This is a genomic window from Amycolatopsis sp. FU40, from assembly GCF_021903635.1.
Classification (GTDB): Bacteria; Actinomycetota; Actinomycetes; order Mycobacteriales; family Pseudonocardiaceae; genus Amycolatopsis; species Amycolatopsis dendrobii.
The window spans coordinates 1,873,247-1,889,799 of the sequence record NZ_CP091381.1 but is presented as its reverse complement, the minus strand read 5'-3'; the positions used below and the strand labels follow the sequence as shown (position 1 = coordinate 1,889,799).

Genomic DNA, 16,553 nt, shown 5'->3' with positions numbered 1-16,553 from the left:
GCGGCATTTCTTTTTCTCCCGCCAGTGCCGCTGGGCGCAGCTTGCCATATCGGGTTCGGCACTGTCCACCGACACCGCGGCCGATCGGGGCAATGAGCAACCCCGCGGACCGCGCAATGCTTGCCCGATACAAGGAAACAACCCGGCACACCCGCGCGAAAGTCAGGGTCGGGCAAAATATGGATATCGCTATTTAATCTGTATTTACTTTCCGTCCGGCGCGGAAAGCGGATATTCCCGGCGCCCGTCCGCCGCGGGCCCCGGATTGCGCGGCTGTTGAGCCCGCGTTGATCCCGCGCCTTCCACCCACGGGTGGACCCGGCGAACCCACCCGCGAACCCAACCAGCGGTGGACGACGCCGGACGGGCCGCGCTCCTACCGTCGGCGGCAGCGGTCGTCGCGGGGTCCCGCGCGACAGCCACCGGAGCCGGGAGGATTGTCATGTCGGGCGCGCCACTCGCCTTCGTGCACCACGCGAACCAGCTGAACATCACCGACGGCTACGACAACCGGGACGGCATCGGGCGGATCTGCGACGGCTACGCCGCGGTGCTCGACCTGCACCGCCGCTACCGGATCCCGACCGGGCTGCACCTGTCCGGCACGCTGCTCGAAGCCGCCCTGTGGCACCGTCCGGGATTCGTCGGCCTGGTGCGCGAACGGATCGCCGACGGCACCGTCTCGCTGCTCGGCGGCACCTACTCCGAGCCGATCATGCCCGCGTGCTCGGAGTGGTCGAACCGCCGCCAGCTGGCCGCCGCCGCGGACCTGCACCGGCGGCACTTCGACCTGCCCGAGGGCCAGCCGCCGACCGCCTGGCTGCCGGAGCGGGTGTGGGCGCCGGAGCTGGCCGGGGTGCTGGCCGAGGCCGGGATCCGCCGGGTCCTGGTGGACGACCGGCTGCTCGCGAAGCCGGTCCCCGAGGACGGCTATCCCGCGGACTCCCGCGCGCACGCCGACCTGCACGGACCGTTCCACTGGGACGCCGAGCGGCCGCCGCCGTTCCGCCCGGGCCTCGCCGATCTGCGCCTGCTGCGCCCGCGCGCGGCGACCGGCGACCTGACCGTGCTGCCGATCTGTTCCTACCTGCGGTACCTGTTCCCGCCCCGGACGGACGCGCACCTGCACTTCCTGGAGGCGTTCCTCGCCGATGTCGGGGAGCGGCAGACCGGCGAGGAAATCCTCGTGTACGCCGACGACATGGAACGCGCGGCCGGCGTCGGCGGCTGGGAACCCGCGCTGGAACGCTACGAGCGCCTGCTGCGGTTCCTGGCCGAATCCGGGGCGGCCGAACCGGTCTGCCTCGATTCCTGGCTGGACGGACGCCCGCGGGCCGCACCCGCCGACGTGCCGGCGGGGACCTACTACGAACTGGAGGTGGACTGGTCGGCCGGGCCGTCGTACCGCGGCTGGACCGACACCCAGGAATGGTGGTCCTACGGGGAATTGCTCGCCTCCGTCGAACACGAGATCCGGGAGGCGGGCAGCGCCGTCGAACCGCGGCTGCGGGCGGTCGCCGAGCGGATGCTCCTGCTGGGCCAGCACGAACTGGGCTGGCACGACCGCGCGGAGGACGGGCAGGGCCGGGCGCTGGCCCCGTGGGTGCGCGCCACCGCGTCGCACGCGCGGCTGGCCCGGCCGCTGCTGTCCGCGGCCCGCTGGGCGGCGGGCGGCCGCTACGCGCCTTCCGCCGGGCTGCACGACATCGACCGCGACGGCGACGGGGAACTCATCCTGGTGAGCGACGACGTGTGGTGCCTGGTTTCGCCGAGGGAGGGCGCACGGGTGACCCTGCTCGCGCACCGCCGCCCGCGCGGTTCCGGCGAGGACGGTCCGGCGCTGATCGCCGGGAATCCGGCCGACCACTGGAACTTCCAGGAGGAACTGCACCGCTACATGGAGGTGCCCGCCGCGCATCCCGGCGCGCTGGCCGACCGCGAGACCGCGCACCGCGCCTGGATCCCGTGGGTGTCCGCGCAGGACTCGTCCGCGGTGGCGGTCGACCTTCGCCCGGAAGACGGCTCCGCCACCGAGGTGCGCCGGTACGCGCTCCGGCACGGCGTCCCGGCGCTGCTGGCCTGCATCCACACCGCGACGCCGGGGCGGCGGATCGAGAACCTGATCGTGCCCGACTACCTGGAGGCGCTGCTCGGCGGCCGGGAGGCGGTCAGCGCGATCGGCGGGGAACTCTGGCGCGGCTGGAAAAGCGGGGCGAGCCAGTGCTGGCTCGCGTTCGATCCCGGGCAGGCTGCCGTGCACACCGCCGAGCCCACTGCCGCCGGGCACGGGTTCCCGGCCACCGTCGTCGCGCACGACACGCACGTGGATTTGCTGCTGGGCGCGGGATTCGTGCACGACGCGTTCGCGGTGCGCTGGCTGGCCATGGCGCGCGACGTCCTGCACCCGGCTCCGGCCGGGCAGCCGCGGACGGCGGCGCTGGCCGCACCCACCGGCGTGATGTGATGGCACCACCGGCTCTGCGGAGGCTGGTGCGTCATCTGCGCGGGCATCGCGGCGCGTGCGTGCTGGCGACAGCGGCCGCGTTGGCCGCCACCGGGTTCGCCGCGGCGCTGCCGCTGGTGCAGCAACGGCTGATCGACCGCACTGTCGTCACGCACGCCGATCCGATCGCACCGTATCTGGTGGTATTGCTGGCTTTCGCGCTCGGCCGGTTCGCGGCCACCGCCGTCCGGCAGTACTGGGGCGGCCGGACAGCCCTGGACGTACAACGCGAACTACGCGCCGACGTGGTCGCCGCGGTGCATCGCCTCGACGAGAGCCAGCGCGTCGGATTCGGCGCTGGGCAACTGCTCGGCCGCGCGACCGGCGACGTCTGCTACGCACAGGGCCTGCTCGACCCGCTGCCCGCCGCGATCGGCAACCTCGCGCTGCTGGCCGCGTCGGCGACCGCGATGGTGCTGCTCTCCCCCGTGCTGACCGGGCTGGTGCTGGCGGTGTGCCCGCTGCTGGTGCTGGCCGTCCACCTGGCCCGCAGCCGGATCTTCCCGGCGGGACTCGCCGCGCAGCAACGGTCGGCGGAGCTGACCGGCCGGGTGTCCGAGGTGCTGGACGGACTGCACGTGGTGACCGCGTTCGGCCGTCAGGACCACGAACTGGCCGCCATCGAACGGCACGCCGCGGCGGTGCGCACCGCGCGGATCCGCACCGCTCGGGTCTCCGCGGCGATCCTGCCGTTGATGAGCGCCGTGCCGTTGGCCGGACAAGTCGGGGTGCTGGGCATCGGCGGCTGGCTCGCGCTGCGGCACGACATCAGCCTCGGCACCTTCGTCGCCTTCGTGAGCTACCTTGCGCAGTTGGTCGGTCCGGTGCGCGCCCTGGCCGGTTTGGTCGGGTACGCACAGGAAGCACGCGCGGGGCTGGAGCGCTGCTTCGCGCTCATCGACGTCCAGCCGAGACTGCAGGACGGTCCGCACGGGCTCCCCGATCAAGCGCTCGGCGTCGCACTGCGCAACGTGCACTTCTGCTACGACGCCGAGCCGGTGCTCCGCGACGTGTCGCTCACGATCGCGCCAGGCGAGTACGTCGCGGTTGCCGGGCCGCCGGGTTCCGGGAAGTCGACCCTGCTACGCCTGTTGTGTCGCCGCTACGACGCGACCGCTGGCTGCGTACGCGTCGGCGGTGTGGACGTACGCGCGCTGAACGGTGAAGCGTTGCATCGAGCGGTAGGGGTGCTCACCGAAGTACCACAGCTGATGCCAGGCTCCTTCCAGACGAACATCGCCTACGGCGCGCCAGACGCCGACCACGCACGAATCGTCGCGGCGGCCCGTGCGGCCGGGGTGCACGACTTCATCGTGGCGAGCCCGGCCGGCTATCAGACCAGGATCAGCGACGGCGAACTGTCCGGTGGGCAGAGACAACGCATCGCGCTCGCCCGGGCGTTGCTCCCGGAGCCGAAGCTGCTGCTGCTCGACGACCCGACGACGGCGGTGGACGCGGTGACCGAGCGCGCCATCCACCGTCACCTGCGCGGCCTGGCCACCACCCGGGTTGTGGCGACCAGCCGCCCGGACCTCCTCCGTACCGCCGATCGGGTGGTGCTGCTGGAATCCGGCCGCGTCGCGGACATCGGAACCCACGAGGAGCTTCAGGCGCGCTCCTCCGGCTACCGCGCACTCCTCGGCGACGCGGTGCCCACGGCACCGCCGCAGGAACCCGCCTTCTCGCGCCTGCTTACGGCACCCGCCGTCGTCCCGCCCCGCCGATCCGGGCTGTTCCGCGCGCACCGCAAGGGATTCCTCGCCGGTTTGTCGCTGCTCGCCGCTGGTACTGCCACCGACGTGCTGCTACCGCTGGCCGTGGGCCGCGGCGTGGACTCGGGCGTGAATGCCGGGCAACTCGGCATACTGCTGGCATGGGTCGCCGCCGGTGCGGGCTTGGTCGCGCTCAACGCGCTGAGCACCGCGGGCGAAACCGTGGTGACCGGCCGCACCTGCGAGCGGGTGCTGTTCGGCTTGCGCCGCCGCACCGCACAGCACGCACTCGCGCTCGGCCCCGCGGAACGGGACCGCGGCCGGTTGATCACCCTGCTCACCGCCGATGTCGAGGCACTGTCCCATTTCTTGCGCAACGATCTGCCCGGCGCGTTGGTCAGCGCGGTCAGCACCATCGGCGCGATCACCGCACTGTCCTTAATGGACGGCGGACTGGCGCTGCTCGCGCTCGCCGGAGTTCCATTGGTGCTGCTGGCCACGGTGTGGTTCCGACGCCGCTCCACCCCGCTTTACACCCTCGCGCGGGAGAGCCTGGCCACCTTCACCACCGCACTTCGCGAAACCATCAGCAGGCTCACCGTGGTGCAGCTTCACGGCCGCCGGCACGACAGCGTCACCGAACTGGGCGCGCACGACCGCCGGTACCGCGACGCCCGCGTACGCACGCATCTGTTGACCGCGCTGTACTTCCCGTTCGTCGAGTTGGTGGGTGCCGTGACAGCCGCCGTAGTGCTTGCGGCCGGAGCAGCGCGCATCGAAGACGGCACTCTCACCGCGGGCGTACTGGTCGCCTTCGTGCTGTACCTCGACTCGCTTTTCGCGCCCGTGCAACAGTTCGCCCAGGCTTACGACGGTTACGCGCAGGCCGCTGTCGCCGTACGACGGCTTCGCGCCTTCCTCCGTACTGAACCGGCCGTACCGTCTCCGCGACAGCCTCTTACGCCGTCCCAGCACCTAGGCGCGGTTCGGTTCAACCAGGTACGCATGCGCTACCCCGGCACCCAGCGCGACGCCCTGTCGGACGTTTCTCTCGACGTGCCGGCGGGCAGCACGCTGGCCGTGGTCGGTGCCAGTGGCGCGGGGAAGTCCACGCTGCTGAAGCTGCTTCTCCGGTTTCACGATCCGTGCGAGGGGCAAGTTCTGGTGGACGGCGTCGACCTGCGCAGCTACGACGTACGGTTGCTGCGCAGGCAGATCGGGTTCGTGCCGCAGGAACCGTACCTCTTCGGGCGCAGCGTGCTCGACAACATCCGTTACGGCTGCCCAGATGCCAGCCCGCGCGATGCCGTCGCCGCAGCGCGTGCGGTGGGCGCGCATGAAGTGTTCGAGGCGTTGCCGGACGGCTACGCCACTACGGTCGGCGTCGGCGGCTCCGCGCTGTCGGCAGGCCAACGTCAGCTCGTTTCGCTCGCCAGGGCCCGGCTTCTGGCACCCGCCATCCTTGTCCTTGACGAAGCCACCGCGAATCTGGACCCGCGGACCGAAGCACGATGCCAGGCCGCGACGGCCGCGGCGTGCGCCGGACGCACGGTGATCCTCGTCGCGCACCGCCTGCACACCGCCGCGCGGGCCGACCGCATCGCGGTGCTGGAGGGTGGGCGGCTGGCCGAGGTTGGCACCCACGCCGAACTTCTGGCTGCCCACGGTCACTACACGAAGCTCTGGGGCTCCCCCGAAACCACGCCCAGATGAACCTCACTCGCTCGTAAGCCCGTGCCGAAACGCGTACCGCACCGCCTGCGCCCGGTCCCGCACGCCGATCTTCGCGAAAATACGGTTGATGTGGCTCTTCACCGTCGCCTCGCCGATGAACAGCCGACCGGCGATCTCGCGATTGGACAACCCGCCGGCGACCAGCCGCAGCACCTCGACCTCGCGGCCGCTCAACACCTCGTGCGCCGCGGTCCGCGCCGGTGGCTCCTCCGGCGAGTCCATCCCGGCGAGCAGACGCCGCTGCACCTCGGCGTCCATCACCGACTGGCCGGACGCGGCCGCGGCCAGCGCGCGGGCGATGTCCGCGCGGCCGGCGTCCTTGGTGAGAAATCCCAAGGCGCCGGCCCGCAACGCGTCCCGCACCGAACTGTCGTCGGCGTACGTGGTCAGCACGACGACTTTCACCGCCGGATACTCGTCGCGCAGCCGGGCGGTGGTGCTGACCCCGTCCCGGACCGGCATCCGCAGGTCCATCAGGACCACGTCCGGCGGATCGGCGGCGACCATCTCCAGCACCGCGTCCCCGTTCGCGGCGGCGCCGACCACCGTCGTCCCGGGGAAAGTCTCCAGCAGGGTCACCAGTCCCTCGCGCACCGCCGTCTGGTCGTCGGCGACCAGCACCCGCAACGGCCCGTCCATCAGTCCCCCTCGGTTCGCGGCCGCGGCACCCGCGCCCGCACGGTCCAGCCCGGTCCTTCGGCCGCCGCGTCCAGCGTGCCTTCCAATTGCTCGATCCGTTCCCGCATGCCGATGAGCCCGTACCCGCCGCCGGTCGTGCCGCGCTCGGCTTCGCCCGGCGCGCCGTTGCGCACGACCAGTTCGACCCGCTCCGCATCCACCGCCAGCGAGACGGTCACGGGCGCGCCCGGGGCGTGCCGGCGCACGTTCGTCAGCGCTTCCTGGCCGAGGCGCTGCAGCGCCAGCGTGACCTCCGGGCGCAATTCCGGCTGTTCGGCGGGCTGCTCGAAAGACACCGGCACGTCGGGATAGTCGGCGCGGTAGTCCTCCACCAGCGTGCTCAGGAATTCCGGCAGCGAGCGTTTGTCCCCGCGCAGCGCGCCGATCGCGCGGCGGGTCTCGGTCAGGCCTTCCCCGGCCAGCCCGCGCGCGCGGATCACGCAGGCCCGCGCCCGGTCCGCGCCCGGCACCGTCTCCAGCAGCGCGTCCGCGGCCTCCAGCTGCACGATCAAGCCGCCCATCGCATGCGCCAGCACGTCGTGGATCTCACGGGCGATCCGGGCCCGCTCGGCCAGCGCCGCGGAACGGGCCTGTTCCTCCTTCGCCACCTGGGTTTCCACCAGCAGCAGCTCCGTCTGCGCGACGTGCAGCGTGCGCTGGCGGCGCACGATCCCGGCCAGATAGGAGGCCGCGACGGCGAGCACCGCGAACCCGCCGGGCAGCAGGTTCTCCCAGAACCGCTCGGCGATCCCGGCCGCGGCCATCGCGAAGACCGCGAGCACCCCGGCCGGACCCGGCTCCAGCACGCTGGCGGCGGCCAGCACCATCAGGCAGACCAGGATCACGCCGACGTCCGAACCGGAAGTGCCGGGCACGAGCAGCGCGCCGCCCGCCACCCCGACCGGCAGCGCGATCAGCCGCAGCAGGCCTTCCCGGTCGCGCAGCAGGCCCCAGCCGAGCCAGCCCGCCGCGCCGACGAGCAGGCCGAGCAGGTTCAGCCCGGGCAGCCCGTGCGCGCCGATCCCCGGCGGGGTCACCGCGACGGTGTAGGCCAGCACCACCATCAGGCCCACGCGCACCGCCCAGCGCACGGCAGCGGCGAGCGCTTCGGACCGTCCTTCGCCGGACACCGCGGCCCGTACGGTCCTCCTCGCCTCGTCCATGCCTGGCAGGTTAACCGCAGCCGCGGCCGGTCGTTACGACCGCAACTCGCGCGGTGGGGCGAAACTCAGCTTCTCTTCCGCGGTGCGCACCTCGCGCACGTCGCCGAAACCGTGTCCGGCGAGCAGTTCGAGCACCTGCTCGACCAGATCCTCGGGAACGGACGCGCCGCTGGTGACCCCGACCGTCGGCACGCCCTCCAGCCACGCGGGATCGACCGCGGCGGCGTCCTCGACCAAGTACGCCGCGGATGCGCCGCCGTCCAGCGCGACTTCCACCAGCCGCACCGAATTGGACGAATTGGCGGAACCGACGACAAGCACCAGCCCGGCCCGGGACGCCAGCTCCGCGACCGCTTCCTGCCGGTTCTGGGTGGCGTAGCAGATGTCGTCGCTCGGCGGGTCGGACAGCAGCGGGAACCGTTCGCGCAGCCGGCGGACGGTCTGTTCGGTCTCCGCGACCGAAAGGGTCGTTTGGGACAACCAGGTCACTTTCGCCGGATCGCGCACTTCCAGGCCGGCCACTGCTTCCGGGCCGTCCACCACGATGGTGTCCGCGGGAGCCTCGCCGCTCGTGCCTTCGACCTCTTCGTGCCCGTGGTGGCCGATCAACAGGATCTGGTCGCCGCGCGCAGCCGCACGCACCGCTTCGCGGTGCACCTTCGTCACCAGCGGGCACGTCGCGTCGATAGTGCGCAACGACCGCCCCGCTGCGGCTTCGTGCACCGCGGGCGCGACGCCGTGCGCCGAGAACACCGTGACCGAGCCAGGCGGCACTTCGCTCACCTCGTCGACGAACACCGCGCCCAGCCGCTCCAGACGGCGCACAACATGCGTGTTATGCACGATTTGCTTGCGTACGTAGACCGGCGCGCCGTTGCGCTCCAGTGCGGCCTCCACGGCGCGTACGGCGCGATCCACCCCGGCGCAGTACCCGCGCGGGCTCGCCAGCAAGACCTGTTTCATGGCCGCGACCGTAAGCGGGGCACGGCGGACCGCACGAGATTCCTCAACGCGGGTCCAAGGTGGCCTCAACAGCGCCGTCCACGCCCGCTCGACGCGGAGGCAACCGATCGGCCGCGCGGTCCGGCCAGCCGAGTTGCTGCAACCGGTCGAGAACGGAGAATTTCTGATAGCCGAGACCGGAGATGTTGTGCATGATCTTGTAGCACAACCGGCGATTCCGGCCGTGGCAGGAAAGAATGTACTTGCTGCGCGCGTACCCGAAATTCCCGACCGCGGTGGTGAACATTTCCGCGAACCGGTGGCTGAATTCGGAAATGGTTTTGAGCTCCGGGCGGCGCACCCGGTCGTATTCGGCCAGCGCGGCGTCGACCGCGCCGGCTCCGGAGGTGGGCACGTCCCGGAACGCCCCGGCCAGCCGCACCGCGTCCGCGATCGCCGCGTTCATGCCCTGTCCGGCCATCGGGTGCACAGCGTGCGCCGCGTCGCCGATCAGCGGCATCCCCGCGCCGTGGAAGACCGGCGCGACGAACCGCCGCGCGGACAGCACCCGGCAGGTCGGCACCCCGGCGCGCACGGACTCCGCGATCGGGGCCGCGCTCGGGCACGCGGCGACCGCCTCGTCCACCCACCCGGCCAGCCCGGCCTTGCCGATCCGGTTCACCAGCCCGCGCGCGACCTGCAAGTACAGCCGTCCGCCGCCGCCGGGCATCGGGTACATCACCCGCATCCCCTCGCGGGTGATCGTGGTGGTCGCCTGGTGCGCCAGTTCCGGAACGCCGGCCAGGTCGATCGCGACCACCTGGTGGTCGTACGGCGTGGTGTCCACTTCGATCCCGACCTGGGCGCGCAGCTTGGACGCGTGCCCGTCGGCCGCGACGACCAGGTCCGCGGACACCTCGGCGCGGGCGCCGCGCTCGCGCAGCACGACCCCGGCGACCCGGCCGGATCCGTCCCGCACCGCGCGGTCGACCGAGACCCCGCGGCGGAATTCGACGCCGGCGGGCAGCGCCTGGATCAGGTTGTCCAGAATGCCTTTGTAGGTGTGGGTGAGACAGTGGTCGTAGGCGCTCGGCAGCCATCGGTAGTCCATCGCGCACAGTTCCGCGCCGTCGTCGCCCGCGCAGACCAGCCGGTCGATCCGCCGCCCGCCCGCGCCGCGCAGGGTTTCCAGCGCGCCGATCGAGTCCAATGTGGCCAGCGAACCGGGCTGGAGGAGTTCGCCCTTGAACGTTTCCACCGTGTCGGTGAGTTTGTCGGCCAGCAGCACCCGGCGTCCCTGCCCGCCGAGAAGAATCGCGGCGGTCAGCCCGCCGGCCCCGGCCCCGCATATGACAATGTCGTAATCGCTCACACCATTTACCGTTCTGCTCCGGAAGACGCGCGAAATCGCACCGCGAGTGCACAGAAGAATCCCCCGCGAACAGCGTGACACGGGCCCGCGAAACCGTCAACGCGGCCGCCGGCTCGGTTGACCGCGCGAACTCGGCCGTGTCACACTGATCGCGCCACGCCTGTGTCCTTTTCCGGGCGTTCCGGCCGCGATTCCCTTTCCCGCCAGGTCCGAAAGCGAGCGACCATGAGCCTCGACCCCATTCTCCCTCCCGGGGAGCTGGACCACGCGCTGGCCCGCACCGCCGACGCGCTGTTCGCTCTCCAGCGCTCCGACGGCAGCTGGGAAGGCAGGCTGTCGGCCAGCCCGGGTTCCACCGCCGACGTGGTGATCGCCATGCACCTGGCGGATCCCGCGGGCTGCCGGGACCTGATCCGCCGGGGCCTGGATTTCCTGCTGGCCAACCAGGGCCCGGACGGCGGCTGGGGCGACGACGTGGACACCGAGCCGACGCTGAACGGCACCGCGCTTTCGGTGGCCGCGCTCGCTTTGGTCATCCCGGACGAGGCCGCCGAGCAGATCCGCCGCGGCTGGGCGCGCGTCGGGGAATTCGGCGGCACGGCGGCGATCCGGGACGTGGAACAGTGCTCGCTGACTGTCCTGGTGCACTTCTACCTGGTGCTGGCCGGGCTGATGAGCGACGAAGGCCTGCTGCGCTGCCCGATCGAACTGGCCCTGCTGCCCGCCCCGTTGCGCCGCAAGCTGACCTTCGCGATGCCCACCGCGCTGTCGTGGGGCCTGATGTGCGCCGAACTGATGCCCGGCGGCCGCGTGCGCACCGCGCTCAACAAAGCCGCGACGCCGAAGGCCATCGAATACCTCGAAGGGCTGGTCGGGTTCGAAGGCCCGGAAGGCGGTTTCGTCGAATCGCCGATGATGTCGGCCAACGTCTGCATCGGGCTCACCATCGCGAAACAGCGCCCGGACATCGTGCGGCACTGCCTCGACTACTTCCGCGCCACCATCAAGCCGGAAGGCGGCTGGGCGGTCACCCGCGACCTCGAGGTCGACGCGACCAACTTCATCACCACCGGCCTGCAGCACGCCGGACTCGGCGACGACGCGCGGGTGACCAAGGCGGTCGGCTGGATCCGTTCCGCGCAACGGGACGAGGACTTCATCTGGACCGGCGCGCCGCCCGGCGGCTGGGGCTGGGGGCTGCCGTCCGGCTGGCCGAACAGCGGCAACACCGGAGACGCGGTGATCGCGCTGTCCGGCGACGGCGCGGACGTCAGCGACCCCCAAGTGCGGCGCGGCACTGAATGGCTGCTCCGCCAGCAAAACTACGACGGCTCGTGGAGCTGCTTCGCGCAAGTCGGCCGGATCGCGAGCATGGACCCGTCCTTCGCCATGGTCGGCAAGGCGCGGTCGCCGAAGGTGCTGTACGGACCCTGCGCGGTGATGTCCGCCGAAGCGTTCTCCGCACTCGCGTTGTCCGGACGCTGCCGCCCGGACGACGAGCCGCTGCGCAAGGCGTACGCATGGTTCGCGAAGGTGCAACGTGCGGACGGCGCCATCGAGAACAAGTGGTACGTCGGGCAAGTGTGCGGAACGGGCTCCGTGCTTCGCGCGCTGGGCGACGCCGGCCTGGGTTCGAGCGCGGTCGCGCGGCGCTGCGTCTCGTGGTTGCGGCTCAACCAGAACGAAGACGGCGGCTGGGGCGACGCGCTCGGCCGGGGCCGCTCGACGGTCGAGGAGACGGCGATGGCCTTGCTGGGCCTGTGCGCCGCGGGCGTGACACCGACCGCGCCGATGGCGGCCCGCGGCGCACGCTGGCTCGTCGACCATCGCGACGCGGACGGTCTGTGGCAACCCAGTTTGCTCGGCGTCTACTTCCTCGAACTGCTGTACCGGCACGACCACACCGCGAACGGCTATGCCCTGCAAGCACTCGCGCGTTATCGCGAAGCATTGCGCGAGGGCACCGCGACCGCGCCGGGAACGTTCGACCAGCCGCGTTGGGCGGTGCCGCATGGAAGCCACTGAGCAGGTCAAGCCGTGGAGCGCGGAGTTCGAGGAACTGCTCCGCAGCGAACTGGCCCTGTGCGACGAAACGTCTTCGCTCGAACCCGATACTCCGTTGCTGCACTACGGGCTCACGTCGCTGAGCACGTTGGCGTTGAGCAGCAAACTGGTTACGCGGTACGGCATCGAGCTGCCCGCTTTCGACGAGCGCGCGTTCCGTACGCCGCGTTCGCTGTGGAAACTCGTCGAAGGCACCTCGGACGTCCCCGCGGACGGAGCCGCCCGAGGTGTCTGGCGCGCACCCGCGCAGGGACTGGCCGCGCGTTTCGCCGAGACAGCCGCACGGTTCGCCGACGAGCCGTGCCTGGTCGACAACGCCGGTGTGCTGACGTACGCGGAAACCGCGGCCCACGCCGCCGCACTCGCCGAGACCATCGGCGCGGGCGGCGTGGTCGCCGTACTCGGCGAACGCGAGATCGCGACGTACTGCGCCTACCTCGGCGTCCTCTACGCGGGCGCGACGATTGTGCCGCTGTCGATGGACTTTCCGCCGGAACGCAACGCCGACATCGTCCGTCAGGCCGGCGCGCGCTGCGTCGTGCACACCGATCTGCGCGGCGAAGAACCGTTGGAGGCGCAGCTGTCCGCGATGGCCGGGATCCCCGTGGTGGACATCCACGGCGCGGCGAATCCGAGCCCCGCCGCACGGGCCGCGGCTCCGGTCACCGGCGACAGCCCCGCGTATGTGCTGTTCACCTCCGGCTCGACCGGGCGGCCGAAGGGGGTGCGGATCACCCACGGGAACGTGGAAGCGTTCCTGGCCGCCGCGCTGCCGTCGTTCAAGACCGGTCCGGGGGAAGTCTTCTCCCAGTGCCACGGGCTGACGTTCGACTTCTCGGTGTTCGAGATGTGGGGCGCGTGGGGCAGCGGCAGCGCGCTCGCCGCCGTGCCCCGCGTGCACGCGCTCAACCCAGCGGGGACGATCGCCCGGCACGGCGTCACCGTGTGGGCCTGCACGCCGAGCCTGCTCGAAGCAGCCGCCGCGGCGGGCAACCTGGCGCCAGGGTCGCTGTCCGGACTGCGGCATGTCGTGATCGGCGGCGAACCGCTCCGGCGCGAGACCGTCGCGCTCGCCCGCGCCGCCGCGCCGGAGGCGGTCATCGACAACGTCTACGGACCGACCGAGACGACAGTCTGGGTCAGCACCTACCGGCTGGCTCCCGCCGACCCGGTCCCCGGCCACGCGATCCTGCCCATCGGCACCCCCACGCCCGGCGCCGACCTGAGCATCGACGACGACGGCGAACTGCTCGTCGCGGGCGCGCAGGTTTTCGCGGGCTACTCGGACCCGTCGCTGGACCAGGAGAAACTGATCACCCGGGACGGCCGGAGGCGCTATCGCACCGGCGACCTGGCGGAATGGCACGACGGTCTTCTCCACCACCGCGGCCGGTTGGACGGACAGGTCAAGATCCGCGGCCACCGCGTCGAACTCGCCGAGATCGAACACGTCGCGACAGGTCTTCTCGGCGTGCGCACCGCCGCGACTCCCGTGCCCGGCGTCCGCGGCGACACCGTCCTGGCTTTGTTCGTCGAGACCGGGACTGTCGACGAGGCCGCTCTGCGCCTGTCGCTGGGCCGCAGCCTGCCGGGTTACATGGTCCCGGAACGGATCTTCGCGGCCGATGCGCTTCCGTTGAACCCCCACGGGAAACTCGACCGCACACAACTGGCGGCACGGCTGCGTTGAGAAGCCGAAGACCTCACAAGCCCGACCTGGCCGTCCGCTTCACAGCCCGGCCGCCGGGAATCTGAGTCCGTGAGGGGAACCCTGACGGACTCAGATTTCCCCAGGGTTCCCCGCACAGACGGCTCGGTTGTGCTCACCCCAGCGCAACCGGGAAAGGAGTGCCAGCGTCCGCGTTCCCTCCGGCAAGTGCTCATCTCCCGATGTACGGCGAGCGCGCTCCGGGCATGCTCGGCCGCGCTCCCCGACTCCCGCAGGCGAGCAAAGCACCAGCCAACGTCGTCGGAGCCTTTCCCTGCAACACTCGAGAGCCCGCTCGGCGAGCGCGGAAGCCTGCACGGCTGCCAGGGCGCTCCGGCCGCGGGCGTGCCGGTTCCGGCTCAGGCCGGCGAGGTTGCTGCTTCGCCGTGCCGGAACCCGATCCGGCGGCGCCGGAGGAGCGCCTGGGTGTAGTCACTCGGCGAGCTTGCCCTTTCCCAGCGGACGAATCCGAGGTTGCCGAGCACCGCGGCCCGCGCCTCGGTCCAGCCTGCCGCGTTCAGGCAGGCTCCGGCGACCGCGAGCCGTTCGACCCGGCGCATGCACATCCGGAAGTACCCGCGCAACGCGCCGGAGAGCCGCCACGCCATGGGCCGCGGCCGTCGGCGAACCGCACAGCGGCGGCGAGGTTGCCGCGTTCGGCGTCCAACCACGCCGACGCCTCGCCCAGCCCGGCGAATTCGGCCGAGGCACCGGAAGCCGGCAATCGCAGCAGATGCGGGTAAAGGAGGCGGGCGGCACCGTCCACCGCTGCCAGGTACCAGTCGTGCAAGCGGCGAAGCGCCCGCTCGCGGTCCGCGGCGGATTCGCGCCGGCCGGCTTGCTCGGCGGCGTAGCGGCGAAGAAGGTCGTGGAAGCGGTATCGGCCCGGCACGTGTTCAACCAGGTGCGCGGCGGCGAGCCGGTCCAGCAGGGCGAGCGCGCGCGGCGTCTCGACTCCGGCCAGCGCGGCCACGGCCTCGGCGCCGAAGTCCGTGCCGGGAACCAAACTCAGCAACCGGAACACCCGCCGGGCGTCGGCGGGCAGGGCGGCGTAGGACAGGTCGAAGGCGGCCCGCACCGCGGTCTGCTCGTCGCCCGGCACCGCGAGGGCGGCGAGCAGGTTGTCCTCGCGCAGTTCCGCGACGTACTCCCCGATGCCGGAGCCGGGCCGGTCGGCGAGGTTGGCCGCGGCGATCCGCAGCGCGAGCGGGAGGTGGACGCACACCTCGGCGAACTCGGCGGCCGCCGCCGGTTCGGCCCGAACGCGCCCGGGGCCGAGGACGCCTTCGAGCAGTTCGACGGATTCGCCGGGGCTGAGCACGTCGATCGTGAGCCGGCACGCGCCGTTCACCGCGACGAGACCCGTCAGGCGGTCGCGCCCGGTCACCACCGTCGCGCACCCGGGTCCGGCGGGCAGCAGCGGCCGGACCTGGTCCGGGTTCACGGCGTTGTCCAGCAGGACCAGGATCCGGCGGTCGGCCGTCAGGGTCCGGTAGAGAGCCGCCGCGGTCTCCGCGTCGGGAGGTACGCGATCCGGCGGAATCCCCAGCGCGGCCAGGAATTGCGCGAGGATTTCGACCGGCGCGGCCGGGGCGCCCGGTGCGTGCCCGCGCAGGTTCGCGTACAACTGCCCGTCCGGGAAGCGGGCCCGGACGCGGTGGGCCCAGCACACGGCCAGCGCTGTCTTGCCGACGCCCGCCGTGCCGGAGACCGCGGCGATGCCGCCGGACAACAGACCGTCCAAAAGCGACAGTTCCGCTGCCCGGCCGACGAACCCGCGTGTTTCGGCCGGCAACTGCTTCGGAACCCCGTGCGCCGGAAGGGGTTCAGCGGACACCGCGGCCACCGGGTCGCACAGCACGGCCGCATGCGCGGCCCGCAGTTCGGGCCCCGGGTCGATCCCGAGCTCGTCCACGAGCCGTGTCCGGATCAGCCCGTAGAGCCGGAACGCCTCGCCTCGCTGCCCGAGCGCGTGGTGGGCCCGGATCAGGAGAGCCTGCGCTGCCTCGTCGAGAGGTTGCTCCGCGGCGGCTTCGGCGATGCCGGGCAGGACCTCCGCGGCGGCCCCGGTGTCGATCATCGCCTTGGCGTACCGGCAAAACGCTTCCCGGCGTTCGGTGAGCAGCGAAACGACCTTCGGGTGGCCGGTGAGCGGCGGCAGGTCGGCCAGCGGCCTGCCGTGCCACAGCCGGAGCGCCTCGCGGAGCGAGGCCACGACGCGGGCGGCGTCGGCGTCGCGGTGCGCGTCGTTCGCCTCGGCGAGGAGTTCGCGGAATCGCCACAGATCGACGTCGACGGCGTCCTGCCGCACCGCGTAACCGCCGCTGACATGCGGCAGCACCCCGCTGCCCGCTCGCGGCGCGCGCCCGGGTTCCAGCAGCCGCCGCAGGTGCTTCACATGGGTCTGGACCACGTTCACCGCGCTCGGCGGCGGCCGGTCGCCCCACAGCGCGTCCACGAGGTCCCGACGCGCGACGGTGTCCCCGCCGGCGAGCGCGAGCAGTCCGAGCACCGCGCGCCTGCCGGGCGGGCCGAGCGCGAGTTCGGTGCCGTCGTGCCACGCCCGCAGCGATCCCAGCACCTGGATGCGTACCGATCTCGTCGCCACCGCGGCCCCCAGCTATCGGTTGCCGGACCCAAAGTAATGGGCCTGGCAACCGGAACACAAGAAAGTGGC

General features: G+C 71.9%; 9 protein-coding genes. 4 read left to right on the top strand and 5 right to left on the bottom strand.

Going from position 1 to position 16,553, the window contains the following annotated elements; genetic code table 11:
- Positions 1–442 precede the first annotated feature (442 nt).
- Positions 443–2,464 (top strand): hypothetical protein, encoded by a 2,022-nt coding sequence (locus tag L3Q65_RS09615; RefSeq protein ID WP_237599380.1) that lies wholly within the window; start codon positions 443–445, stop codon positions 2,462–2,464.
- A gap of 26 nt (positions 2,465–2,490) precedes the next feature.
- Complete coding sequence (locus L3Q65_RS09610) at positions 2,491–5,928, top strand: ABC transporter ATP-binding protein (RefSeq protein WP_237599379.1); 3,438 nt, start codon at positions 2,491–2,493, stop codon at positions 5,926–5,928.
- Between the two features lie 3 nt (positions 5,929–5,931).
- Here L3Q65_RS09610 and L3Q65_RS09605 read toward each other — a convergent pair whose 3' ends face one another.
- The 4 genes from L3Q65_RS09605 to L3Q65_RS09590 are packed head-to-tail and all read right to left on the bottom strand — an operon-like array spanning position 5,932 to position 10,104.
- The gene (locus tag L3Q65_RS09605; RefSeq protein ID WP_182895205.1) at positions 5,932–6,588 is read right to left on the bottom strand and encodes a response regulator; all 657 of its coding nucleotides are present in this window, start codon (positions 6,586–6,588) and stop codon (positions 5,932–5,934) included.
- Positions 6,588–7,790, bottom strand: coding sequence for a sensor histidine kinase (locus L3Q65_RS47465; RefSeq protein ID WP_304504553.1), 1,203 nt, complete (start codon positions 7,788–7,790; stop codon positions 6,588–6,590). The genes L3Q65_RS09605 and L3Q65_RS47465 overlap by 1 nt, the downstream gene beginning before the upstream one ends.
- 33 nt (positions 7,791–7,823) lie before the next feature.
- A complete protein-coding gene (locus L3Q65_RS09595) occupies positions 7,824–8,753 on the bottom strand; it encodes a 4-hydroxy-3-methylbut-2-enyl diphosphate reductase (protein ID WP_182895203.1) in 930 nt (309 codons plus the stop codon).
- Positions 8,754–8,796: 43 nt separating this feature from the next.
- The gene (locus L3Q65_RS09590) at positions 8,797–10,104 is read right to left on the bottom strand and encodes an NAD(P)/FAD-dependent oxidoreductase (RefSeq protein ID WP_237599378.1); all 1,308 of its coding nucleotides are present in this window, start codon (positions 10,102–10,104) and stop codon (positions 8,797–8,799) included.
- 225 nt (positions 10,105–10,329) lie between these two features.
- Between L3Q65_RS09590 and L3Q65_RS09585 the strand changes: the two genes are divergently transcribed.
- Both L3Q65_RS09585 and L3Q65_RS09580 read left to right on the top strand, forming a co-directional pair.
- Positions 10,330–12,129, top strand: coding sequence for a prenyltransferase/squalene oxidase repeat-containing protein (locus tag L3Q65_RS09585; RefSeq protein ID WP_237599377.1), 1,800 nt, complete (start codon positions 10,330–10,332; stop codon positions 12,127–12,129).
- On the top strand, positions 12,116–13,858 hold the full coding sequence (locus L3Q65_RS09580; protein WP_237599376.1) for an AMP-binding protein: 1,743 nt from the start codon (positions 12,116–12,118) through the stop codon (positions 13,856–13,858). Before L3Q65_RS09585 ends, L3Q65_RS09580 begins: the two co-directional genes overlap by 14 nt.
- Positions 13,859–14,393: 535 nt before the next feature.
- Here L3Q65_RS09580 and L3Q65_RS09575 read toward each other — a convergent pair.
- The gene (locus L3Q65_RS09575; protein ID WP_237599375.1) at positions 14,394–16,484 is read right to left on the bottom strand and encodes an AfsR/SARP family transcriptional regulator; all 2,091 of its coding nucleotides are present in this window, start codon (positions 16,482–16,484) and stop codon (positions 14,394–14,396) included.
- Between the last annotated feature and the right edge of the window lie 69 nt (positions 16,485–16,553).